27 protein-coding genes and 1 other RNA gene are annotated in these 23356 nt (G+C 53.0%); 13 read left to right on the top strand and 15 right to left on the bottom strand.

What is annotated here, in order from left to right:
* Positions 1 to 46: 46 nt before the first annotated feature.
* Together apt and A6A26_RS10495 are read right to left on the bottom strand one after the other, a co-directional pair.
* A complete protein-coding gene (gene apt, locus A6A26_RS10500) occupies positions 47 to 598 on the bottom strand; it encodes an adenine phosphoribosyltransferase (RefSeq protein ID WP_063878675.1) in 552 nt (183 codons plus the stop codon).
* Between the two features lie 150 nt (positions 599 to 748).
* Positions 749 to 1138 (bottom strand): DUF454 family protein, encoded by a 390-nt coding sequence (locus A6A26_RS10495; protein WP_063878674.1) that lies wholly within the window; start codon positions 1136 to 1138, stop codon positions 749 to 751.
* A 57-nt stretch (positions 1139 to 1195) separates the two neighbouring features.
* On the opposite strand from A6A26_RS10495, the gene priC reads away from it, so the two are divergent.
* Positions 1196 to 1726, top strand: coding sequence for a primosomal replication protein PriC (gene priC / locus A6A26_RS10490; protein WP_063878673.1), 531 nt, complete (start codon positions 1196 to 1198; stop codon positions 1724 to 1726).
* 75 nt (positions 1727 to 1801) lie between these two features.
* The gene (gene rsmS / locus A6A26_RS24750; protein ID WP_074180999.1) at positions 1802 to 1957 is read left to right on the top strand and encodes a pleiotropic regulatory protein RsmS; all 156 of its coding nucleotides are present in this window, start codon (positions 1802 to 1804) and stop codon (positions 1955 to 1957) included.
* Here the strand turns inward: rsmS and acrR are convergent.
* Complete coding sequence (gene acrR, locus A6A26_RS10485) at positions 1954 to 2592, bottom strand: multidrug efflux transporter transcriptional repressor AcrR (RefSeq protein ID WP_063878672.1); 639 nt, start codon at positions 2590 to 2592, stop codon at positions 1954 to 1956. The two genes, rsmS and acrR, sit on opposite strands and share 4 nt — an antisense overlap.
* A 142-nt stretch (positions 2593 to 2734) precedes the next feature.
* On the opposite strand from acrR, the gene A6A26_RS10480 reads away from it, so the two are divergent.
* From A6A26_RS10480 to ykgO, 4 genes are all read left to right on the top strand, one after another.
* Complete coding sequence (locus A6A26_RS10480; protein ID WP_063878671.1) at positions 2735 to 3940, top strand: efflux RND transporter periplasmic adaptor subunit; 1206 nt, start codon at positions 2735 to 2737, stop codon at positions 3938 to 3940.
* 16 nt (positions 3941 to 3956) lie between these two features.
* Positions 3957 to 7109, top strand: a complete 3153-nt coding sequence (locus A6A26_RS10475; RefSeq protein ID WP_063878670.1) for a multidrug efflux RND transporter permease subunit AcrB — start codon at positions 3957 to 3959, stop codon at positions 7107 to 7109.
* A 310-nt stretch (positions 7110 to 7419) separates the two neighbouring features.
* A complete protein-coding gene (locus A6A26_RS10470; RefSeq protein WP_063881118.1) occupies positions 7420 to 7674 on the top strand; it encodes a type B 50S ribosomal protein L31 in 255 nt (84 codons plus the stop codon).
* An 11-nt stretch (positions 7675 to 7685) separates the two neighbouring features.
* Positions 7686 to 7826, top strand: a complete 141-nt coding sequence (ykgO, locus tag A6A26_RS10465) for a type B 50S ribosomal protein L36 (protein ID WP_063878669.1) — start codon at positions 7686 to 7688, stop codon at positions 7824 to 7826.
* 57 nt (positions 7827 to 7883) lie between these two features.
* Here the strand turns inward: ykgO and A6A26_RS10460 are convergent, their stop codons facing one another.
* Genes A6A26_RS10460 through A6A26_RS10450 form a run of 3 tightly spaced genes read right to left on the bottom strand, consistent with a single transcriptional unit; the run spans position 7884 to position 10279 of the window.
* Positions 7884 to 8762 carry a metal ABC transporter substrate-binding protein gene (locus A6A26_RS10460; RefSeq protein ID WP_063878668.1) on the bottom strand — a complete coding sequence of 293 codons (879 nt, stop codon included), beginning with the start codon at positions 8760 to 8762 and terminating at the stop codon, positions 7884 to 7886.
* A 12-nt stretch (positions 8763 to 8774) separates the two neighbouring features.
* On the bottom strand, positions 8775 to 9614 hold the full coding sequence (locus A6A26_RS10455) for a metal ABC transporter permease (protein WP_063878667.1): 840 nt from the start codon (positions 9612 to 9614) through the stop codon (positions 8775 to 8777).
* A complete protein-coding gene (locus tag A6A26_RS10450; RefSeq protein WP_063881117.1) occupies positions 9611 to 10279 on the bottom strand; it encodes a metal ABC transporter ATP-binding protein in 669 nt (222 codons plus the stop codon). Before A6A26_RS10450 ends, A6A26_RS10455 begins: the two co-directional genes overlap by 4 nt.
* Positions 10280 to 10632: 353 nt before the next feature.
* Between A6A26_RS10450 and A6A26_RS10445 the strand changes: the two genes are divergently transcribed.
* From A6A26_RS10445 to A6A26_RS10435, 3 genes are all read left to right on the top strand, one after another.
* Positions 10633 to 10986 (top strand): hypothetical protein, encoded by a 354-nt coding sequence (locus tag A6A26_RS10445; protein WP_063878666.1) that lies wholly within the window; start codon positions 10633 to 10635, stop codon positions 10984 to 10986.
* Between the two features lie 146 nt (positions 10987 to 11132).
* The gene (tomB, locus tag A6A26_RS10440; RefSeq protein WP_063878665.1) at positions 11133 to 11510 is read left to right on the top strand and encodes an Hha toxicity modulator TomB; all 378 of its coding nucleotides are present in this window, start codon (positions 11133 to 11135) and stop codon (positions 11508 to 11510) included.
* 24 nt (positions 11511 to 11534) lie between these two features.
* Complete coding sequence (locus A6A26_RS10435) at positions 11535 to 11750, top strand: HHA domain-containing protein (RefSeq protein ID WP_063878664.1); 216 nt, start codon at positions 11535 to 11537, stop codon at positions 11748 to 11750.
* A gap of 139 nt (positions 11751 to 11889) precedes the next feature.
* Here A6A26_RS10435 and ffs read toward each other — a convergent pair.
* An RNA gene (ffs, locus tag A6A26_RS10430) (signal recognition particle sRNA small type) lies at positions 11890 to 11986 on the bottom strand.
* 163 nt (positions 11987 to 12149) lie between these two features.
* On the opposite strand from ffs, the gene A6A26_RS10425 reads away from it, so the two are divergent.
* Complete coding sequence (locus tag A6A26_RS10425; protein WP_063878663.1) at positions 12150 to 12461, top strand: MGMT family protein; 312 nt, start codon at positions 12150 to 12152, stop codon at positions 12459 to 12461.
* A gap of 48 nt (positions 12462 to 12509) precedes the next feature.
* Here the strand turns inward: A6A26_RS10425 and A6A26_RS10420 are convergent, their stop codons facing one another.
* Positions 12510 to 13067 (bottom strand): YbaY family lipoprotein, encoded by a 558-nt coding sequence (locus tag A6A26_RS10420; RefSeq protein ID WP_063878662.1) that lies wholly within the window; start codon positions 13065 to 13067, stop codon positions 12510 to 12512.
* Positions 13068 to 13258: 191 nt separating this feature from the next.
* Between A6A26_RS10420 and tesB the strand changes: the two genes are divergently transcribed.
* On the top strand, positions 13259 to 14122 hold the full coding sequence (tesB, locus tag A6A26_RS10415; RefSeq protein WP_063878661.1) for an acyl-CoA thioesterase II: 864 nt from the start codon (positions 13259 to 13261) through the stop codon (positions 14120 to 14122).
* 52 nt (positions 14123 to 14174) lie between these two features.
* Here the strand turns inward: tesB and amtB are convergent, their stop codons facing one another.
* From amtB to A6A26_RS10390, 5 genes are all read right to left on the bottom strand, one after another.
* Entirely contained in the window at positions 14175 to 15464 is a 1290-nt protein-coding gene (amtB, locus tag A6A26_RS10410; RefSeq protein ID WP_063878660.1) for an ammonium transporter AmtB, read from the bottom strand.
* A 33-nt stretch (positions 15465 to 15497) separates the two neighbouring features.
* Positions 15498 to 15836, bottom strand: coding sequence for a P-II family nitrogen regulator (gene glnK, locus A6A26_RS10405; RefSeq protein WP_013024898.1), 339 nt, complete (start codon positions 15834 to 15836; stop codon positions 15498 to 15500).
* 257 nt (positions 15837 to 16093) lie between these two features.
* Positions 16094 to 17869 carry a SmdB family multidrug efflux ABC transporter permease/ATP-binding protein gene (locus tag A6A26_RS10400; protein WP_063878659.1) on the bottom strand — a complete coding sequence of 592 codons (1776 nt, stop codon included), beginning with the start codon at positions 17867 to 17869 and terminating at the stop codon, positions 16094 to 16096.
* Positions 17862 to 19631: a SmdA family multidrug ABC transporter permease/ATP-binding protein gene (locus tag A6A26_RS10395; protein WP_063878658.1), complete on the bottom strand. Its 1770-nt coding sequence runs from the start codon at positions 19629 to 19631 to the stop codon at positions 17862 to 17864. The genes A6A26_RS10400 and A6A26_RS10395 overlap by 8 nt, the downstream gene beginning before the upstream one ends.
* Positions 19632 to 19655: 24 nt before the next feature.
* Complete coding sequence (locus A6A26_RS10390) at positions 19656 to 20117, bottom strand: Lrp/AsnC family transcriptional regulator (protein WP_015700832.1); 462 nt, start codon at positions 20115 to 20117, stop codon at positions 19656 to 19658.
* A gap of 117 nt (positions 20118 to 20234) precedes the next feature.
* On the opposite strand from A6A26_RS10390, the gene A6A26_RS10385 reads away from it, so the two are divergent.
* Together A6A26_RS10385 and queC are read left to right on the top strand one after the other, a co-directional pair.
* On the top strand, positions 20235 to 21269 hold the full coding sequence (locus tag A6A26_RS10385; protein ID WP_063878657.1) for a PLP-dependent cysteine synthase family protein: 1035 nt from the start codon (positions 20235 to 20237) through the stop codon (positions 21267 to 21269).
* Between the two features lie 393 nt (positions 21270 to 21662).
* Positions 21663 to 22358 carry a 7-cyano-7-deazaguanine synthase QueC gene (gene queC / locus A6A26_RS10380; RefSeq protein ID WP_063878656.1) on the top strand — a complete coding sequence of 232 codons (696 nt, stop codon included), beginning with the start codon at positions 21663 to 21665 and terminating at the stop codon, positions 22356 to 22358.
* A gap of 46 nt (positions 22359 to 22404) precedes the next feature.
* Here the strand turns inward: queC and A6A26_RS10375 are convergent, their stop codons facing one another.
* Positions 22405 to 22803 carry an acyl-CoA thioesterase gene (locus A6A26_RS10375; RefSeq protein ID WP_063878655.1) on the bottom strand — a complete coding sequence of 133 codons (399 nt, stop codon included), beginning with the start codon at positions 22801 to 22803 and terminating at the stop codon, positions 22405 to 22407.
* Between the two features lie 98 nt (positions 22804 to 22901).
* The gene (locus A6A26_RS10370) at positions 22902 to 23225 is read right to left on the bottom strand and encodes a helix-hairpin-helix domain-containing protein (protein WP_063878654.1); all 324 of its coding nucleotides are present in this window, start codon (positions 23223 to 23225) and stop codon (positions 22902 to 22904) included.
* Between the last annotated feature and the right edge of the window lie 131 nt (positions 23226 to 23356).

Here is a 23356-nt window from a genome sequence, read left to right as displayed (position 1 = left end):
GGGAAAGATGAACGGCCTCAGCAGATTGTGAGGCCATAAGCGAGGCTTAGTGGCCGGGGAAATTGACCAGGCTGTAGCTGTCAACGCCCAGCGCCTTGAGACGTGCTTCACCTGCCAGATCGAACAGGTTGATAATAAATGCCGCATCTTTAACTTCACCGCCGGCACGACGAATCAGTTTGATGGTCGCTTCGAGCGTTCCGCCGGTGGCGAGAAGGTCGTCGACCACCAGCACCACATCGCCTGGCTGGATAGCATCTTTGTGCAATTCCAGCCGATCGGTGCCGTACTCCAGCTCGTAAGCTTCGCTGTAGGTTTCACGTGGCAGTTTGCCCGGCTTGCGTACCGGTACAAAACCCAGTTCCAGCCCCAAAGCAACCGGTGCCCCGAACAGGAAACCGCGCGCTTCCGTGCCGACTACTTTGGTGATGCCTTTATTACGGTACCGTTCCACCAGCAGTGAGATAGACGCCGCATAGGCGACAGGATCTTCCAACAGGCTGGTGACGTCACGGAAAAGAATACCCGGCTTCGGGTAATCAGGAATACTTTTGATACTGTTTTTAATCAGTTCAAGCTGCTGCGCAGTGTCGGTCATAATCTTAAGCCTGGTAAAAAAATTCTGTTCTGTTTTGCGCAGCTTCAATAGCGCCAATACCGGGGTAAAGGCTCAGCGGAGATACATCAATAATGGGAAGCTACGCACGAAGAGGCCCAAATCTAAGCAAATGGCCAGCTAATTGCAACTTTATCGCGGTGGTAAGGGTTCATCCGCTGTTTCTGCCACCACCGGAATACGCCACATAAACAGCAATAGCAGACACAACATAATAAGTAGCATGATACGTACCCACCACAGCGGCACCAGCCAGAGCGAAACCGCAAAGGTCACCACAATCAGTAGCATCGCCCGGCTTTTTGCACCAGGCGGCATGCCACGGTGTTGTTGCCAGTGCCGGATATAACGGCCAAAAGGGGATGACCAGAGCAGCCAGTGATGAAAACGGGGAGAAGAACGCGCAAAACACCATGCCGCCAACAGCATAAATGGCGTGGTAGGTAATAAAGGTAATACAATGCCCAGTATGCCAAGCACAATCGCCAGCCAGCCAAGGGTTAATAACACAATGCGTTGCATAAAGGTCGCTCAGCGCGTTTCCAGTCCCATAACCTTAGCATACCTGAGTGCCGGGCGATGAGTAACGCCACGGCATCACAACGACTGCTTAACTGTATTGTGGCCCTGCGCCAGGATATCGCGCGCCAGCCAGATGGGCGCTGCCGTTCACCCCGCTTTGACAGCCAGCTCTTTACCACTAAAGGCACCCGGCTGGCGGATTATTTGCAGGAGATAGAACAAAATTACCAGCGCCTTTGCCAGCACAGCGGTGATGTCGATCGCAGCCAGTGGCTGGCAAGCCATTTGGTGGATCAGATTGCCGCGCTACAACGCGAAGCCAGCACACAGCAGTTGCGCAGCCGACAGGAACGCGTTCAGCCCTCATCGCGGCAGTTAAAATATCAGGAATACTGCGAATATGCGCGTCGACTGCAGGAGATGATTGATCAGCGTGAACAGCGAATGGCGCAGGCAGAAACGCTGGCGGTCCAGCAGCAGTTGAAGAAAGACCTGGAGGTGCTGGAAGGTCGGATGGCACGCTGTAAACAGGCTATTCGTTCAGTGGAATGGGCGATGTCGTTATCAAACAGCCCCTTTAGCAGTTAATGCGCTATCTTTGCTGGACGGTATTCCCAGATGGCACGCTTATCTGGCCCATGATACAACTGCTCTGGAGGAAAGATGTCCCTGGATACGGCACCTGAAGAGGTCAAGCTGGCAGTGGATTTAATTCAGCTTTTTGAAGAAAATCAGCTCGCTGTAGAAACCGTGCTGTCTGCATTAGCCATTGTTCAGCGCGATTATGAAAGGAAGCGTGACGCGCAGCGTAAAGATTAAGCTTTTTTTGCCAGCGTCGGACTTAAGCGCAGCATATCAATCAGCGCATCAACCAGCTCAGGCGCATCGGCAACCAGATCAAATTTATCGGGCGTAAACAGCCAGCTCTCCATCATGCCATTCACATAGCTGCGCATAATCAATGCAGCCTGACGTGTCTGGAAAGTTTCTGGGAGTTGTCCGGCATCAATGCACTGGCGCAGAACATCTTCAATCTCATTGTAGAGCTCCAGTAACAGGCTTTGCTGAATGCTTTTTAACGCCGCCATTTCACCCACAAACTCGCATTTGTGGAAGATGATTTCCATCAACGCCCGGCGCTGTGGATCTCTGGCGGTTGCCTGGAAGACATACACGAGCATCGCCCGCAAAATGGAGAGTGGATCACCGGGGTATTTTGTTTGATACTCAAGTTTCACGTCATCCAGCCCTGCATCACTGCGAAGCCATATTTCGTTCAACAGGTCGGCTTTGTTTTTGAAATGCCAGTAGATTGCTCCCCGGGTTACGCTGGCTGCGGATGCGATATCCGCCAGGGAAGTGGCTGAAACCCCCTCTTTTGAAAACAGGGCAAGTGCAGCGTCAAGAATTTGATGCCGGGTTTCAAGTGCTTGCGCTTTGGTTTTTCGTGCCATAGGGGACTTTTTTTACAATCGAGTAAGTTTACATACATTTGTGAATGTATGTACCATAGCACGACCTACACTCTTACGCAGCAATGGGTTCCTGGCTTTGTGATCCATTGATCATTTGATATCGGACTCTAGAGGTTTATTTATGACTAAATTCAGAGGGTTAACGCCTCTGGCGGCCGTCCTGATGCTATCAGGCAGCTTTGTGTTAACAGGATGTGACGGAAATAAATCCGACCAGGCCGCTCAACAGCAACAGCCGCCAGAAGTGGGTGTTGTTACGGTTAAAAGCGAACCGTTAAACATTTCTACTGAACTGCCTGGCCGCACGTCTGCTTATCGCATCGCTGAAGTCCGCCCGCAGGTTTCCGGTATTATTCTGAAGCGTAACTTTATTGAAGGCGGTGAGATTAAAGCCGGTGAATCGCTGTATCAGATCGATCCCGCTACCTATCAGGCGTCCTATGACAGTGCAAAAGCCGATTTAGCCAAGGCAGAAGCGAATGCGCGCATTGCTCAGCTTACGGTGAATCGCTACAAGCCGCTGCTTGGCACTAAATATATCAGCCAGCAGGATTACGATACGGCTGTCGCTACCGCCGCGCAGAACAATGCTGCGGTTCAGTCAGCCAAAGCCAATGTGGAAACAGCACGCATCAATCTTGCTTACACCAAAGTGACCTCGCCAATCAGCGGCCGTATCGGTAAGTCTTCCGTTACAGAGGGCGCACTGGTGCAAAGTGGACAGACTACGGCGCTGGCGACCGTACAGCAGCTTGATCCGATGTATGTCGATGTTACCCAGTCCAGTGAAGATTTCCTGCGGTTACGCTCGGAACTGGAATCGGGTCAGCTTAAGCAGAACGACGGTAAAGCGAAGGTCACCCTGCTGATGCAGAACGGCAAGGACTATTCTCAGCCCGGTACGCTGGAGTTTTCTGACGTCACCGTTGATCAAACCACTGGCTCAATTACCCTGCGCGCCATTTTCCCGAATCCTGACAAATCACTCCTGCCAGGCATGTTTGTGCGTGCCCGTCTGGATGAAGGCACCAATCCGAATGCCTTGTTAGTGCCACAGCAGGCGGTTAGCCGCACGCCAACGGGCGATGCGTCCGTGATGGTCGTGGGTGCGGATAACAAGGTTGAAGCGCGTAAGATCAAAGCTGCCCAGGCTATTGGGGACAAATGGCTGGTCACCGAAGGGCTTAAAGCGGGCGAGCGCGTGATCTTTACCGGTCTGCAGCGCGCGAAACCGGGTGCACAGGTTACGCCTAAAGAAGCCACAGATGATGCCAAAGCCGCGAGCGGTGATCCGTCCAAAGCGCAGTCTGCTAAAACATCGTCATAACAGGAGCCGTTGATACATGGCTAAGTTCTTTATCGATCGCCCCATCTTTGCGTGGGTCCTTGCTATTATCGTGATGCTAGCGGGCGCGTTATCGATTCTCAAATTACCGATTGAGCAATATCCCAATGTTGCGCCACCGGCAATTGAGATTCAGGCCAACTACCCCGGTGCTGACGCCAAAACGCTGCAAGACTCGGTGACGCAGGTCATCGAACAAAATATGAATGGTATTGATGGCCTGATGTATATGTCATCAAGCAGTGACTCATCAGGTGCACTGACGCTGACGATTTCGTTTGAGTCAGGTACCGATGCAGACATCGCCCAGGTCCAGGTGCAGAACAAACTGCAGCTGGCCATGCCGTTGCTGCCTCAGGAAGTGCAACAACAGGGGATTCAGGTTAAAAAATCCTCCAGTAGCTTCCTGATGGTCGCCGGTTTTATCAGCGATGACGGCAGCATGACGCAGAACGATATTTCTGACTATGTGGCCTCCAATATCAAAGATCCTATCAGCCGTACGCCTGGCGTAGGTGACACTCAGGTATTTGGTGCGCAGTATGCGATGCGTATCTGGATGGACCCCAACAAGCTTAATAACTACCAGTTAACCCCTTTTGACGTTATTAATGCGCTGAAAACTCAGAATGCCCAGGTGGCTGCCGGTCAGTTAGGCGGCACGCCACCAGTACCGGGACAGCAGTTAAACGCCTCCATCATTGCGCAAACCCGTCTGACCTCCACCAAAGAGTTCGGCAACATTTTACTGAAAGTGAACAGTGATGGTTCTCAGGTCCGCCTGCGCGATGTGGCGCAGATTGAACTGGGGGGTGAAAACTACGAGATCATCGCGCGTTATAATGGCAAACCGGCTTCCGGTATTGGTATCAAACTGGCCACCGGCGCGAATGCCCTTAATACGGCAGATGCGGTGAAGGCGGAGCTGGCAAAACTGCAGCCCACGTTCCCGGCAGGCATGAAGGTTGTTTATCCTTATGACACCACACCTTTCGTAAAAATCTCTATTTTCGAAGTGGTGAAGACGCTGATGGAAGCCATTCTGTTAGTGTTCCTGGTGATGTATCTGTTCCTGCAAAACTTCCGTGCCACACTGATTCCGACAATTGCCGTCCCTGTTGTATTGCTGGGTACCTTTGCGATTATCAGCGCCTTTGGCTACTCGATAAATACCCTGACGATGTTCGGGATGGTGCTTGCCATCGGCTTGCTGGTGGATGATGCCATCGTGGTGGTCGAGAACGTCGAGCGCGTCATGGTGGAGGAAGGGCTACCACCCAAAGAAGCCACGAAGCGGTCGATGGGACAGATTCAGGGCGCGCTGGTCGGTATTGCCCTGGTGCTGTCAGCGGTATTTATTCCGATGGCCTTCTTTGGTGGCTCAACCGGTGTCATTTACCGTCAGTTCTCTATCACCATTGTGTCCGCGATGGCGCTGTCGGTGCTGGTCGCATTGATTCTGACGCCGGCACTGTGCGCCACCATGCTCAAACCGGTGAAAAAAGGCGACCATGGTAAAACCACCGGTTTCTTTGGTTGGTTTAACCGTCTATTCGACAAGAGCACGCATCACTATGTCGATAGCGTGGGCCATATCGTTCGCGGCACCGGTCGTTATCTGCTGCTTTACCTGCTGATTGTGGTGGGAATGGCGTTTCTGTTCCTGCGCCTGCCCTCCTCCTTCCTGCCGGAAGAAGATCAGGGCCTGTTACTGGCTCAGGCACAGCTCCCTGCGGGTGCGACCCAGGAACGTACGCAGAAGGTACTGGATCAGGTTTCTGACTACTTCCTGACAAAAGAAAAGGACTCGGTGAAATCGGTCTTTACCGTTGCCGGGTTTGGTTTTGCGGGTCGTGGACAGAACACCGGTATCGCCTTTGTCAGCCTGAAGCCCTGGGATGAGCGTACCAGCAGCAACATGAAAGTTCCGGCTATCCAGGGACGTGCCATGCAGGCTCTCGGCCAAATCAAAGACGGTATGGTGTTTGCGTTTAACCTGCCAGCGATTATTGAATTAGGTAACGCCACGGGCTTTGACTTTGAGCTAATCGATCAGGCAAACCTTGGTCATGAAAAACTGACGCAGGCGCGTAACCAGCTGTTAGGCATGATTGCCCAGCATCCGGATACGTTGGTCGGTGTCCGTCCAAATGGTCTGGAAGATACCCCGCAGTTCAAACTGGATATTGACCAGGAGAAAGCGCAGGCATTGGGCGTGTCACTCAGTGACATTAACACCACGCTCGGCGCATCCTGGGGCGGCTCTTACGTCAATGACTTTATTGACCGTGGTCGTGTGAAGAAGGTCTACGTGATGGGTAAAGCCGACGCACGTATGCTGCCGGACGACATTAATAAGTGGTTCGTCCGTAACAGCAACGGCGAGATGGTGCCCTTCTCTGCCTTCTCCTCCGCTCACTGGCAGTATGGTTCACCGCGTCTGGAACGCTATAACGGTTTGCCAGCCATGGAAATTCTGGGTCAGCCTACACCGGGCAAGAGTTCAGGTGAAGCCATGAACATGATGGAAGAGCTGGCCTCTAAGCTGCCAACTGGCATCGGTTATGACTGGACGGGAATGTCCTATCAGGAACGTCTGTCAGGCAACCAGGCACCGGCTCTGTATGCCATTTCGCTGATTGTGGTATTCCTGTGTCTTGCCGCACTCTATGAGAGCTGGTCAATTCCGTTCTCCGTCATGCTGGTCGTGCCGCTTGGCGTGGTCGGTGCGTTACTCTTCACCACCTTACGTGGCCTGAGTAATGACGTTTACTTTGTCGTGGGGTTACTGACAACCGTTGGCCTCTCGGCGAAGAACGCCATCCTGATCGTGGAATTCGCGAAGGATCTGATGGAGAAAGAAGGTAAGGGTCTGGTGGAAGCGACGCTTGAAGCCTGTCGTATGCGTCTGCGTCCTATCCTGATGACCTCGCTGGCCTTTATTCTTGGCGTACTGCCTCTGGCCATCAGCACCGGTGCAGGTTCAGGTGCGCAGAATGCGGTCGGTACCGGCGTAATGGGCGGTATGGTTACCGCTACCGCGCTGGCTATCTTCTTTGTACCGGTATTCTTTGTTGTGGTGCGCCGTCGCTTCGGTAAGAACAAAGCGGACATCGAAAAGGATCATCCTGTCGATAACCACACGCATTAATCTGTAAACATAAAGGCCGCGTCAGCGGCCTTTTTTAATCCCTTCACTGTTTACCGCCACGCTGACTTCCCTCGCCACAGATTGATCTCTGCCAGCCTTCACGTGCTTTAGCTTGCGCCTCTGACCTTCGTCGGAACATCGCCGGTATCAACCTGCCTTTACGCTTTTCGGTTTGCTTGCGTTGGCTTGTCACCTGCATGCGGTTTTCTCCCTGCCTCGACGCTGTTTGCCCCTGGTTTTTCGAGGGTTGCATTCGGATCAGGTGCAGCGCATAATATTGTTATATTATAACATTACATTGGTGACAATTATGAAAGCAGGTATTCATCCCTCGTATCGTGCCGTGGTGTTCCATGACACCTCTGCTGACGTGTATTTCAAAATCGGTTCAACCATTAAGACTGACCGCACCGTTGAGTTTGAAGGCGAAACCCTGCCTTACATTACACTCGACGTCTCGTCGGCATCCCATGTGTTTTATACCGGTAAACAGAAAGACTTTGCTAAAGAAGGCAGTACCGCGCGCTTTAACCAGCGCTTCAGCCGTTTTCTGGGCCGTCGATAAGAGAGGACATCATGCAGGTATTGAGTTCGCTGCGTTCCGCCAAGAACCGGCATCGGGATTGTAAAGTGGTACGCCGTAAAGGCCGCATCTATGTCATCTGCAAAACGAATCCGCGCTTTAAAGCCGTGCAGGGAAGAAAGAAAAAACGTTGATGTGTCGTGAACCTTAGCCGGAATGTCGCTCACCCGCCATTCCGGCTTTTTTTATGCTCAGGGCATGCTTTTGAGCATGACCTCAACATTGTGTTTAAACGCCGCTTCATAGGTGGGCGCAGGGCCGGAAGCCGTTGACAGCGCTTCAGGATACAGCTCACCCCCAGGTTTAGCACCGGTGGCGCTGGCAATCTGTTTCACCAGGCGAGGATCGGTCTGGTTTTCCATAAAGTAGGTTTTAATATGTTGCTGCTTAAGCTGGGTGATCAGGCTGGCCACATCGCTGGCGCTGGCTTCCGCTTCCGTTGAGAAACCGACAGGTGCCAGGAAGGTAACGCCATAGCGTTGCCCGAAGTACCCAAAAGCATCATGACTGGTCAGCACTTTACGTTTTTGTTGTGGAATTGCCGCGAAAGACGTTTTGGCCCAGCTGTCCAGTTTCTGTAGCTGCTGAATATAATTTTCGCCGCGCTTACGGATATCATCAGCATCCTGCGGGTCAGCCTTAATCAACGCATCCATCACGTTTTTGGCATAAATCGTGCCGTTATACATGCTGTTCCACGCATGGGGATCGGTGATGGTTTTGCCATCCTCTTCCATCGTCCGTGTTTCAATGCCCGTCGAGGCCACAACAGGTTGCCCTTTATAGCCCGACGCACTCACCAGACGATTCATCCAGCCTTCCAGCCCCAAACCACTGACAAAGACAACGTCGGCTTTTGCCAGTGCTTCGCTGTCTTGTGGCGTGGGTTCAAACGTGTGGGGATCACCATTCGGCCCTACCAGGCTTTTTACGTGAACGTGATCGCCCCCAATTTGTTTCACGATATCGGCCAGCACGGTAAAACTGGCTACCGCATCTACCGTTTTTGCCATTGATAATGGACTGATGACTAACGCCCCAATTGCCAGACTAATGGGTAATATCTTCATAGCTACCTCTGATTAATGGCGGCGCAGAATGCCACCGCACGGCCCTGTTAAGATGGAGAGAAAAAACAGCATCGCGGCACTTAATACCACCGCCGGGCCTGCCGGCAGTGAAAAGTGCCAGGAAAGTACCAGCCCCGCAAACGCAGACAGCACGGCCATCAACATGGCTGAGCCCAGCATGACGACAAGGTGACGACTCCAGAAGCGTGCGCTGGCGGCGGGCAACATCATCAGCCCGACCGACATTAATGTGCCCAGCACCTGAAAACCCGCGACCAGGTTAAGCACCACCAGCGTCAGGAAAATACCGTGCACCAGCGGCGCACTCCATTTGCCCTGCGCGCGCAGAAAATCTGAATCGAATGCATCAATGACCAGAGGACGGTAGATGACGGCCAGCATTAGCAGCGTAAACGCGGCGATACCGCCGACCACCGCCAGTGCAGGATTATCCACCGCCAGCAGCGATCCAAACAGAACGTGCAGCAGATCGACGCTGGAGCCACGCAGTGAAACCAGCGTGACGCCCAGCGCCAGCGAGCCGAGGTAAAATCCGGCAAAGCTGGCATCTTCTTTAAGTGGCGTATAACGACTGACGGCCCCCGACAGCAGCGCCACCGCCAGGCCTGCAATCAGTCCGCCAACGCCCATCGCCACCAGGGACAAACCCGAGATTAAATAGCCGATGGCGGCACCGGGCAGCACGGCATGGGATAAAGCATCCCCGATTAAGCTCATCCGGCGCAGAGACAGGAAAACGCCCAGCGGCGTGGCACTGAACGCCAGCGCGACACAGGCCACCAGCGCCCGTCGCATAAAGCTGAACTCAATGAAAGGTTGAATAATTGTCACGGCGCGACGCTCCGTAACGGAGCGGTATCGACCATGCTACGTCGATGAGAACCATCATCCATAGACAGAACATCCGTGAAGTAGCGCTCCACCAGGGGATGGTCATGCAGCACCACCATGAGCGTGGTACCGGCCTGCTGCTGCTGCTGCAAAACAGACATCAGCAACGTCACCGTCTTGCTGTCTATGCCGTTAAAGGGTTCATCAAGCAACCACAGGCGACTGCGTTGCAGCATGAGCCGGGCAAACAGCACGCGCTGCAGCTGCCCACCAGATAAGGTGGAAGGTTGAGCATCGGCATAGTCGCTCATCTGCACCGCATCCAGCGCGTCGCTGATCTCTTTGCGTAATGCCCGGTTGATACCACCAAACCATCCACAGCGCGGCCAGCAGCCTATCGAAACCAGTTCATAGACGGTCAGCGGGAAACGTGTTTCCAGCTCACTGCGCTGAGGTAGCCACCCGACTTCGCGACGTGGGACATGCAGCTCACACTGTCCTTTCACCGGCGGCAATAAGCCGGCAATGGTTTTAATCAGCGTGGATTTTCCGCTCCCGTTCGCTCCCATCAGAGCGGTCATGCTGCCCTGAGCCAGCTCCGTCGTCACAACGGGCGTCACCGATTGCCCCTGATAACCCACCTGCAAATTTCTGAACGCTATCACGGCTGCATTCCCCACCACATCGCTATTGCCAGAACAGCGATTAACATGAGTGCTACGACTAACCGCCCACCGAGTGACATTAACAGCCCACTTTGATTCATCACTGCACCAGGAAAAATGTTATAACATAACAACCATGATATCCGATGTTGTGGTGCCAGAGGCACAGCAATGTGTTTCAAAAAATAAATCAGCGCACAAATTGCCTGTAAAGCCACGTTTGATAAGCAGTAACGAATCAATCACTTGCTTAAAACTGGCACTACTAATCTCTTATTACAGGCGCACTGCTACTTGCAAACCGCCAGAAGAACATCAATGATGGGTTTACAGGCGTTATTTATGAGCAGGCCATGTCAGTAAGAATTGAATGCAATGTCGCGCAGGATGAAACGGATTGCGCAAAATTAGCCACAATTATTGGGCGGAATATTCTCAAAATAACAGATTCTCTGGTTGGCGATTTACAATGGTATTCAGCTAATGCCATGTTAGTGCCAGACAGTTTAAAAGTTATTGCTGTTGAGATGACGGGGTCGAATAGATTTAAGTTACTTTACGATTTTCAGTGGAATGTATTTAATCCCTGCCTGGATTTAAATGAAACCATTACGCAGAATGAACAAGTCAGCTTTCATATCAGCCCTGCTGCGCTTGTGTTTGAGCCGATCGAGAATCAGCGCCCCTCACCTGGCGATGAATTGTAATATTTAGTAATGGAGGTGAGCAGAACTAATGATTTTACACTATTCTTAACTCAGTCCGTTATTTACAAACCCGACAACCACTTCTTTGCCACTTCACCTAATCTTGCCGCATTGCGGTAACTTTGCTTGCTACGGAGGGGAAAAAGATGGACGAATACTCACCGAAACGGCATGATATTGCCCAGCTTAAATACTTGTGTGAGAGTTTGTTTGACGCAAGCATGGCGACATTAACTGACAGTCATCATGGCTGGGTTAATGATCCTACTGCCGAAAGCAATTTACAGCTAAACGATCTGATTGAGCATATCGCCTCTTTCACCATGAATTACAAAATTAAGCATGTTGAAGACGAAGCACTGATTACCCAAATCGATGAATATCTTGATGATACCTTTATGCTGTTCAGCAACTATAGTGTAAACACTCAGGACCTTCAGCGCTGGCAACGCTCAGCGAAACGTTTATTTAATCTGTTTACTGAAGAGTGCGCTTTTCTTCAACAGCCAAGCCATTCATTATAGTACTGACGTGAGAACGGTTTATTTATGAACAAAACCCTAACTAAAACTGATTATTTGATGCGACTGAGGCGCTGTCGTTCAATTGACACGCTGGAAAGAGTGATTGAAAAAAATAAGTACGAATTACCCGATGACGAATTAGCAGTATTCTACTCAGCAGCCGACCATCGTCTGGCGGAACTGACCATGAACAAGCTTTATGACAAAGTACCGGTCTCAGTCTGGAAATTTGTACGCTAAGTTATTTTTGCTTTACGTTTAATCTGATTTCACCAGCCAGTATCTGCATAACTCGCCTGCCGGCAATGGAACGGCCCAGGCGAGCTTCGGCTGTTTATCATTTGAAGAAAGGGATGTGACAGAGATGAAATGGTGGAGGCCCTGCCAGCTACATCCCGGCACACACGTCACCTGCTGCGGCTGCTTCCTTCCGGACCTGACCGAGTTCACAAGCTAGCATTGCGGGAGAACCAACAGGGCCTCCATTGACTAGCCCTCATTTCGAGAGCGGAGGCATTATCGGGGAAGCCCCCGGCAATTGCAAGCCTGGTGGGGATGACCGTTGGTTTCTTGTACGATCGCCGATAATTAACCTGCATTGTGATAAAATCATCGTCTTTTTTTGGGCAGGGTACGCCGATGGACAGCACTGACAGCTTTAAACAGCGAATCTGGCAAATCGTCGCCGCGATTCCACCCGGTAAAGTCACCACCTATGGTGACGTCGCATTGTTGGCCGGCTCGCCCAGAGCAGCACGTCAGGTCGGTGGCGTACTCAGTCGCTTACCCGAGGGCAGCACGCTTCCCTGGCATCGGGTGATTAACCGTCATGGCACGATTTCGTTGCAGGGTGACCGTTTATTCCGTCAGCGAGACGCGCTGGAAGCAGAAGGCGTTGAAGTGAGTGACGGCGGTGAGATTGATTTAGAAAAATATCGTTGGCGGTTTTAATGCATCAGGGCGACAACGAGGTCGCCCTGAACATATCGCCCTAAGGCATTACATGGTCGTCGGCGCAGGCACGGCGGCTGACGGGGTAACCTGAGTCGGTGAGGTGGACGGCACGCTGGTCGCTGCACCAGGTTGTGTCGCCATCGCCATTGATGGTACCGGCACTAACACCAGATCGGCTTTCGTTCCGCCCTGATTAATGACCGGTTTAACCTCTTCAGTAATAAAGGCCATTTTGCCGTCAACGGTAATCGCGGCGCTCAACAGGATACGTGCATTTGGCTGAATATCCGCTGGGTTGAAAGGCAGCACAAAGTGGAACGGTGCCTGTTTCCCATCCGTACGTACGACGCGCTGTGCCAGCACTTTTGACGGTGCGTCAGACACCGACGCATCGGACAGCGTCACGGTCAGCGCCGCATTCGGTGGAAGCGCGATACGCTGGCGGATATAGACCGATCCGCTGACATTAGGCTGAGCAATCGTTGCTGTTTGTCCTGCAACCGCCGAACCCAAGGTCGGGGTTGGCACCGGTTTGCCTTTGTGTGCACAACCTGCGAGAGCCATTGCCATCGCTACGCCACTTAACACATGCCAGAATTTCATTGATGTCGTCTCCTTTTGATCAAAATGATTTTTAGCAGTGAATCTTCATTACAGCGTTTCACTCGCCGTATGCCTTAATGTTGGCACAAAATCAGAAGTTTGCCTGGTTGGATGAAAGACAGAAAGTCTGATTGACGGAAACTGGTCGGATCTTTCACACTGAGGTAAATACTGATAATCAGGAAAGCGCCATGAGTCAGGCACTCGAAAATTTGCTTACTTTAATCCATCTGGAAAAAATCGAAGAAGGTCTGTTTCGCGGCCAGAGCGAAGATCTGGGACTGCGTCAGGTCTTTGGTGGTCAGGTCGTGGGACAGGCACTCTTTGCGGCCAAACAGACTGTCCCCGACGATCGCATTATCCATTCCTTCCACAGCTATTTTCTCCGCCCTGGCGACAGCCAGAAGCCCATTATTTACGATGTGGAAAGCCTGCGCGATGGTAAAAGCTTTAGCGCCCGTCGGGTTAGCGCCATTCAAAACGGCCAGCCGATTTTTTATATGACGGCCTCCTTCCAGGCACCGGAGAGCGGGTTTGAACATCAAAAGCCGATGCCGCAGGTAAAAGGGCCCGATAACTTACCTAATGAACAGCAGATGGCGCAAAAAATGGCCCATATGCTGCCAGAAAAACTGCGTGAAAAATTTATTGCCGAACGGCCGCTGGAAATTCGCCCGGTGCAGATCCACAACCCGCTGAGAGGTCATGTTGATAAACCACAGCGTCAGGTATGGATTCGGGCCAACGGAACGCTGCCAGACGATTTGCGCATCCATCAGTATCTGCTGGGCTATGCCTCCGATCTCAACTTTTTACCGGTGGCGCTACAGCCACATGGTAAAGGTTTTCTGGAAGCCGATATGCAGGTAGCGACGATAGATCACTCTATGTGGTTTCATCGTTCGCTGAACTTCAATGACTGGCTATTGTATAGCGTGGAGAGTACTTCCGCGTCAGGTGCGCGTGGCTTTGTACGTGGCGAATTTTATAACCGGCAAGGCGAGCTGGTGGCGTCAACGGTGCAGGAAGGGGTGATGCGCCAGCGTCACGAATAGCAAAAGGGGCGAAATCGCCCCTTTGTTTTATCGGTATCGCTGTAGAGATAACTTATTGGTTGTAAGCGTTCTCGCCATGGCTGTTGACGTCCAGGCCTTCGCGCTCATGCTCTTCTGGTACACGCAGACCCACAATCATATCCGCCAGTTTGAAGCCAATGAAGGCCACCACACCGGACCAGACAATGGTGACACCCACGCTCAGCAACTGAATCGAAACCTGATGACCCATGGTGACGCCTGGGGCATAACCTACGCCGCCCAGCGAGGAAGACGCGAATACACCTGTCAGGATACAACCGATGATGCCACAGACGCCGTGAACACCGAATACGTCGCAAGGATCGTCAACCCGCAGCCATCTTTTCAGCGTTGTCACGCCCCAGATGCCAGCCAGACCACCCACTAAACCGATAATTAACGCGCCACCGACACCGACATACCCACAGGCTGGAGTGATGGCGACCAGGCCAGCAATGAAGCCAGAACAGGCACCTAACAGCGAAGGTTTGCCGCGCATCGCCCACTCACCAAAGGTCCATGCCAGCACGGCACCCGCAGTTGCAACAACGGTATTCAGGAAGGCCAGTGCAGCAATTTCGTTAGCGGCAGACGCCGACCCTGCGTTAAAACCAAACCAGCCGACATACAGAATCGCCGTACCGGTGAACACCATCGGCAAGTTATGCGGTTTAAACGCCTCTTTACCAAAACCGGCACGTTTACCCACCAGGTAAGCACCGACCAGGCCTGCAACCGCAGCGTTAATGTGCACCACCGTGCCGCCTGCAAAGTCCAGTGCGCCATCCTGAGCCAGCAAACCGCCCGCCCATACCATATGTGCGATAGGCACATAGGCCAGCGTGAGCCACACCAGGACAAAAATCAGTACCGCGGAGAAGCGAATACGTTCAGCAATAGCACCGACAACCAGCCCTACGGTAATACAGGCAAACGAGGCCTGGAATGCCACGTGGATATATTGATAAAAGCTGCCCATCACCGCTGTCAGAGCAATGTTTTTCAGCATCACCCAGTTAAAGCTACCAAAGAAGGCGTTACCTTCACTGAAAGCCAGTGAGTAGCCATAAATGACCCACAGCACGCACACCAGCGAAAAGGTCACAGCCACCTGGGTCAGCATAGAAAGGACGTTTTTACCGCGGATCAGGCCACCGTAAAACAGCGCAATCCCAGGAATTGACATAAACAGCACCAGCGCGGTGCAAATCATCATAAAGGCGTTATCGGCTTTGTCTGCAACGGCAGGTGCAGCAGCCATTGCCAGCGACGGTAACAGTGCCAGGCTGGTGAGGCCCAACTTGGTCAGCATTTTATTCATTTTTTTCCATCCCATCACATTACTGAGTCTTGTTTACAGTGCGGCTTCGTCGGTTTCGCCGGTACGTATGCGAATCACGCGCTGCAGTTCAGCAACGAAAATCTTACCGTCGCCAATTTTTCCGGTGTAAGCCGATTTACTGATTACGTCCACCACTTCGTCCAGTTGGTCATCGGCAATGGCGATATCAATTTTTACTTTAGGCAGAAAGTTCACGCTGTATTCCGCCCCACGGTACAGTTCGGCGTGCCCTTTCTGACGCCCAAAACCTTTCACTTCGGAGACGGTCAGTCCCTGAATACCAATTGAGGATAATGCCTCTCGCACATCTTCAAGCTTGAACGGCTTAATTACGACGGTAACCAGCTTCATAGCCTCTCCTTAAGGGTTTGAAATAAGTAAGTCTCATGGACACGCAGAGACTTAAGCAAAGCCTGTGCCAGATGTAATTAAAGGATGAAATCAGTTATCAGGCCGCGACGGAATAAGGCTCAGTTAATGCTGAATATGTGGACAGGAAAGGTAAGAAGGACAGATAAGCGAAGCGGATGCACATCTTTGGTGCGCTCAGGCTCAAAGACGTGCATCCAAACGGATCAAGGGAGAAAATATGTGCAAAAAAGGTGCAATCAGACTGCGCTGACTAACGGCGCGGCCAGTTCCAGCTCCTCACCTGCCTGTTGCAGCTGGTACATTTGCCAATAGCGCCCCTGTAATGCCAGGAGTTGCTGATGCGTCCCCTGCTCCACCACGTTACCGCGGTGCAGCACCAGAATGTTGTCGGCTTCGGTGATGGTCGAGAGGCGATGAGCGATCACCACCAGCGTCGTATGCTGGCGCAGGGTGCGCAGAGTATGCTGAATCGCCTGCTCTGTGCCGGAGTCGATATTGGCAGTGGCTTCATCAAGAATCAGAATCTTCGGCAACTGCACCAGCACACGCGCCAGCGCCAGTAACTGCTTTTGCCCCACGGACAGGTTATTCCCCTGCTCGCCCAGTCGGGTGTGAATGCCGTCGGGCAAGGCGCGGGCCAGCGGTGCCAGTTGCACCTGCTCCAACGCTGTCCACACCGCGTCTTCACTGATATCCCGGCCCAGACGCACGTTGGCCAGCAGCGAATCGGCCAGCACCACCGGGTCCTGCTGCACCATAGCGATATCGCGTCGTAGCGCGTGGTGGGAATACTCGCCCAGCGGGCGATCGTCAAGCCTGACCTGGCCGCGCGTCACCGGGTAGTAACCCATTAACAGGTTTGCCAGCGTGCTTTTACCGCTACCGGTATGACCGACCAGGGCAACAAAACCGCGTGAGGGGACATCCAGACTAATATTGCTCAGCACGTCGCGATTATCGCGATAGGCAAAACTGAGGTTATTCAGCGTAATCCGCCCGGACGTCATCGGCTGGTCACTGTCACCATAATGCTGTTGCGGTGCATCCATCAGTTCAAAAATACGTTCGCCCGCCACGACCGCCTGCTGCAACATGGACTGCTGCGTCGTGAGTTCGATCAGCGGCTCGTTAAGCCGTCCCAGATAGGTGATAAATGCGTACAGTACGCCGACTTCGAAAACACCCGGCATCGAAAAACTGAATAACAGCAGTAAGCCACACAGCACCAGTGCTGAAAACAGGCTTAAGAGTGGCCGCAGCAGGAAACCATCAAGCCGCAGCGTTTGCATGCGCGCCAGATAATGAGAGCGGCTGGCCTCACCCATGCGTTCGCCAAAGCGCGCCTGCTGGCGAAACTGCTGTATCACGCTCATCCCACTGATCACTTCGTTAAAGCCGTTATTGATATCGGCCAGATAGCTGCGAACGCGCCGGGCTATCGGCGTGCTGAAGCGCTGATAAATCAGCATCACGATAAGCACCATAGGGAAAATCAACATAGCCACCAGCGCCATGCGCCAGTCCAGACTGAACATGGCCACCATCATTGCGCCCACCAGTGCCGCACTGCGCAGAACGGTTGCCACAACGGTCACATACAGATCCCTGACGACTTCGGTGTCGTTGGTCACCCGGGAAATCAGTTGTCCAACCGGCTGGGTATCAAACGCGGCAAGGGGCTGACGCAGAGCCGCGTCCATGGCATCGGTGCGTAAACGCTGCACCACGCCAATAGCGGCTTGGTTAAACAGCAGCGCCTGGCCGTAATGCAGCGCAGCGGCCAGCAGTTGCAACAGAATAAAACTTACCACCAGGCCCGCCACAATGCCCCAGGGCATGTGATGCTTCGCCACCAGATTATCGATGAAATAACTTACCAATACGGGGCCGGTGACTTCGGCGGCGGCGGCCACCCACAGCATTAACACCGCCAGCGACAGGGATTTGCGCCAGGGTTTACCGTAACTCAGCAGGCGTTTGAGTGTTGGCCACATCGGTTGTGACTTAGTCATGTGGCGCTCCTTTTTCAGTTTCATCATCATCCAGCGCGGCTTCCAGTTGCTGATAGCGGTACATATCCCGATACCAGCCCGCGTTGTTGCTCAGGGCGGCATGGTCGCCGCGTTGCGCTACGGTTCCCTGATGTAACACCAGAATCTCACTGGCTTCAGTCAGTGCGGATAAGCGATGGGCGCTAATGATCAACGTTTTTCCTTTCCCCCACTGGCGCAGATTATGCAGAATGTCATGCTCGGTGCGCCCGTCAACCGCCGACAGTGCATCGTCCAGAACCAGGATCTCTGCATTGAGCAGCAGGGCACGCGCGATTGAGATACGCTGCTTTTGGCCGCCCGACAGCATGACACCGCGCTCCCCGACTTCGGTTTCATACCCTTGCGGCAGGCGTAAGATATCGTCATGGACGCAGGCCATTTTTGCCGCCTGCTCGATATCCTCCTGACGGGCATCGGGCTTGCCCAGCGCGATGTTATTGGCCACGCTGTCGGAAAACAAAAACGGCGTCTGGCTGACCACCGCCAGGCGGCTGCGCCAGCTGTCCAGACGCAGTTGCGGCAGCGGAATCGCATGATAGCGAATATCCCCTTGCTGAATATCGAAGTGGCGCTGAATCAAACTCAGCAAGGTGGTTTTACCACTGCCGGTCGGGCCACACAGGCCCAGCATATCGCCAGGCTTAAGCTGAAACTCAACGTGGCTCAGGATCGCGCCCGAGCTGGCGGGATAGCGAAACTCACGAATGGCAACCTGCAGCGTCCCTGCCCGCTCGGGCAACGTTTTATCGCCGTCTTCAACCACCGGTGCCTCAGAGAGTAACGCACGAATCCGGCTCCAGGCAGCACTGCCACGCTCAACAATGTTGAACATCCATGCCAGCGCCAGCATCGGCCAGATCATCAAACCAAGATACATCACAAAGCTGGTGAGCTGCCCGAGCGTCATTTGCTCATGCCACACCAGCCAGCTTCCACCGCCAATCGCCAGCAGGTTGGCAAAGCCAATCGCGATATAAATGGTGGGATCAAAACGCGCGTCTACCCGCGCAACACGCAGGTTTTTCTCGCCGGTGTCGCGGGCAATATCGGCAAACTGCTCTGACTGATGCTGCTCCAGGCCAAACGCCTTGATCATTCGGATACTGGTCAGGCTCTCTTGCGTCTGGTCGTTCAGACTGGAAAAGGCTGCCTGCGCCAGTTTGAAACGGTTATGCAACTGCTCGCCATAGCGGTGAATGACCAGCGCCATAAATGGCATGGGTATCAGCGACACCAGCGTCAACTGCCAGCTGATTTGGGTACTCATGGCAATCAACACCACGCATCCCATCACCAGGGAATCCACCAGCGTCAGCACGCCTTCACCGGCGGCAAAGACCACACGATCGACATCGTTGGTGGCGCGGGCAATAAGATCGCCGGTGCGGTGACGCAAATAAAAGGCTGGCTGCTGACGGCTGAGCTGACGATAAAAATCTTCGCGCAGCTCAACGGCCAGCTGGTAGGATGCCCCAAATAACAGCACGCGCCAGACATAGCGCAGCAGATAAACCACCACGGCCGTCAGCAACATAATGCCAATCCACATCATTATGTGGCGGGCGCTCATGTTCTGATGGGTGACACCGTCAACAATCACGCCCACAACCCAGGGCGGCAGTAATTGCAGTACGGCAATAACGATCAGTAAGGTCACGGCGCCAAGGTAGCGTCGCCACTCACGAATAAAATACCAACTTAACTGGCTGAATAATCGCACAAGGCTGCTCTCAATCTCTGGTACTCAAGGGCCAACAGGCAGGGCTGTCGTGTATTTAATCTCTTCCATCGCAAAGCTGGAGGTCACATCGATCAGGCCTGTTACACCATTAACTAAACGCTTATAAAAGGCATCATAACTTTTCATGTCGGCAACCTGAATACGCAGTAAATAATCGTACTCACCGGCCATACGGTAAAAGCCCATCACTTCCGGCATGCTCTGCACCACCGAGACGAACTCCTGATACCAGGCTTTACTGTGCTGGGTGGTTTTGACAAACATAAACGCCGTCAGGGAAAGGCCAAGTTTTTCATTGTCCAGCAGTGCAACCCGCCCGCGAATAATGCCATCTTCTTCCAGCTTTTTCAGGCGCTTCCAGCAGGGCGTGGTAGTGAGATTCACCGCGTCCGCCAGCACCTGGAGCGAGGTAGTGCAGTCCTGCTGCAACATAGCCAGCAATTTAAGGTCAATTTTATCTGGCATATGGGCCTCCGGTAGAATTATTTTCTCCATTACCGCCATTTTAACGCAAAACCTGCAAGCTCTTTTTCCTGCACGTGCCTTAAGATAGTGACTTTCACCCGAGCGGAAATGAACCCTATGTCAACATGCTGGATACGCCACGCGATTAACGAAATAAACGCTGACTTTCAACGCTCAGCGGACACGCACTTAATTCGCTTCAGTTTGCCGGATTTTCCGGGCATTGGGTTCTATCTGAAAGATGAAAGTACGCATCCCAGCGGAAGCCTGAAACATCGCCTGGCGCGTTCCCTGTTTCTTTATGCGCTTGCCAATGGTTGGATCAAACAAGGCACGCCTGTTATTGAAGCCTCTTCTGGCAGTACCGCCGTCTCTGAAGCCTATTTTGCTCGCCTGTTGGGCTTACCCTTTATTGCCGTGATGCCAGCCAGCACTGCAAAGCGGAAAATTGAGCAAATTACCTTCTACGGCGGTCAGTGCCATTTTGTCAGCGATCCCTGTCAGCTCTATGCCGAATCCGAGCGTCTGGCCCGGGAACTGAACGGCCACTTTATGGATCAGTTTACCTATGCTGAACGGGCAACCGACTGGCGCGGCAACAACAATATTGCCGAAAGTATTTTCCGCCAGATGGCGAACGAGCCTTTTCCTGTTCCTCATACGTTAATTATGAGCGCGGGCACCGGCGGTACGTCAGCCACATTGGGGCGCTATATCCGCTATCAGGGATGCGATACGCGCTTACTGGTGGTCGATCCGCAGCATTCGGTTTTTTATGACTACTGGCAAAATCGTGATGCCACTCTGACCAGCAATCGCGGCAGCATGATTGAAGGTATTGGTCGCCCACGCGTTGAACCCTCCTTTATGCCTGATGTGATTGATGAAATGATCAAAGTGCCCGATGGCGCAACAATTGCCGCCATGCTGAAGCTGGAAACCCTGTTGGGACGTAAACCTGGCCCCTCTACCGGCACGAATTTTTGGGGCATGATGCAGGTAGCAAAACGCTTACGCGATAACAACGAGCAAGGCTCGCTGGTGACGCTCCTGTGCGACAGTGGCGAACGTTATCTTGATACCTACTATCAACCCGAATGGGTGGCTCAGCATATTGGCGAGATTGCGCCATGGCAGCATGAGCTGGCCTGAGGTGGCGATCAAGCCTGTCTTCTGGCATGCGGGTTGGATAACAGCGGCCGGAGTAACCAGGGTGCCGGGGTTCGTGGCTCGTGTCTGGCAGGCTCAGCGATGACAAGTCCATCCTGTTGACGCTGCCGGCCTCAATCTGTTTAGCGCCCATTCCACTGACGTCACCTGACGCCCTCACCTGCCCCTTTCCGCTGACGCGGTTAGGCTTCTCGCCAGCCCCACGGTACTAATCTGAGCGCGTGCTGTACCCGTTACCAGGGGACCGCCGCGCTGCGGAAACCGTTGAGGACCAGCGTTCATTGGTATTCTCCTGATAGTGACCGCCGCTTGCAGCTGTTCAGCAACGCCCTGAGGTATTACCATAAGCACCAATTTTTGTTATTAGGACGAGCCATGAAACGCGCCGTTGTGGTATTTAGCGGTGGACAAGACTCCACCACCTGCCTGGTTCAGGCTTTACAGCTTTACGATGAAGTACACTGCGTGACCTTCGATTATGGTCAACGTCACCGTGAAGAGATTGAGGTAGCGCGTGAGCTTGCGTTAAAACTGGGCGCCCGGGCGCATAAAGTGCTGGATGTGACCATGCTGAATGAGCTGGCCGTCAGTAGCCTGACGCGAGACAACATCCCGGTTCCTGCTTATGACCCGCAGGCAACGGGCCTGCCAAGCACATTTGTGCCGGGCCGCAATATTCTGTTCCTGACTCTGGCCTCCGTTTACGCCTATCAAGTTGAGGCTGAGGCGGTGATCACCGGCGTTTGCGAAACGGACTTCTCCGGTTATCCCGACTGTCGCGATGAGTTTGTTAAAGCGCTTAACCACGCCGTCACGCTTGGCATGGCGCGCGATATCCGCTTTGAAACCCCGCTGATGTGGCTCGATAAGGCCGAAACCTGGGCGCTGGCCGATTACTGGCAGCAGCTCACGCTAATCCGTGAAGAGACGCTCACCTGCTATAACGGCGTGAAAGGTGACGGCTGTGGCGAATGTGCCGCCTGTCATCTGCGCGCAAAAGGTCTGAAGGCTTATCTGCAGGATAGTCCCGGCATCATGTCAGCCATGAAGGCAAAAACCGGTTTACAGTAAAGACGTGAGCGGCGGCTAACGATTGCCGCCGCGTTGATCCTGTCAGTCAGGTTATTAATTTTTCCAGCCGCTGCCGTACTTCGCCTTCAAGCGGAACGGCTTTTTGTGAACGAAGATCGATACACACGAAGGTCAGTGCCGCATCCGCAACCACGGTATCCCCACCGGCTAAAAGAATACGTTGAGACATAATGCCGCTTTTTCCATTGAGCTGCGTCATCTCGCTGCTGATCTCCAGAACATCGCCCAGCACCGCCGGGCGACGATAGTTGATGTTGATGTTAACCACCACAAAGGCCAGTTTTTGCTCAAGCAGCCAGTTAAAAGCGTCTGCTTCCTCCAGCCATTGCCAGCGCGCTTCTTCTAAAAACTCCAGATAACGAGCATTATTAACATGCTGATAAACATCCAGATGATAACCGCGCACTTTTATTGTGGTCTGCATTCCTGTTCTCCTGCTGCTAAAGATTAACTGGTTGGACCTGTTCACTTTAGCAGAGTCCGGCCAGGCCAGCAGGTTAAGCATCAGAGTTGCGCCTTACCTCACAATTTCAGACGCGACGCATTTCTCTCGACCAGAGCATTACCAAAGCCGGGCACATCTTTAAGTTGATCGATGGCCGTGAACGGGCCGTATTCTTCACGATAGCTGACGATGGACTGCGCCTTTTTCAGACCCACACCGTTCATCACCGACGAGAGCTGTTCTGCCGTCGCGTCGTTGATACTGACCTGCTCCTGATGCGGCAGGGAAACCTGAGCGGCCTGCGTTTCACTTGGGGTTTCTGCCGCTGACAGTGGCATTTGATACAGTGCGCCACACAGAGCGAGGGAAAGATAAAAGGCCTGTAAGTTGGTTTTAGCCATGCTGTGTTTCTCCTTGTGTTAAACAGCAGGCTCAGGTTGTCATGTCGGTAAAATGGACTCAAAGCGCAAACGACAGAAATGGAAAAGGCCGCATAAGCGGCCTTTAGTCGTTTCAGTGATTACCTGAATTT

Source organism: Pantoea sp. OXWO6B1, assembly GCF_001641135.1.
Taxonomy (GTDB): Bacteria; Pseudomonadota; Gammaproteobacteria; order Enterobacterales; family Enterobacteriaceae; genus Pantoea; species Pantoea allii.
This window is presented reverse-complemented; position numbering and strand designations above follow the sequence as displayed.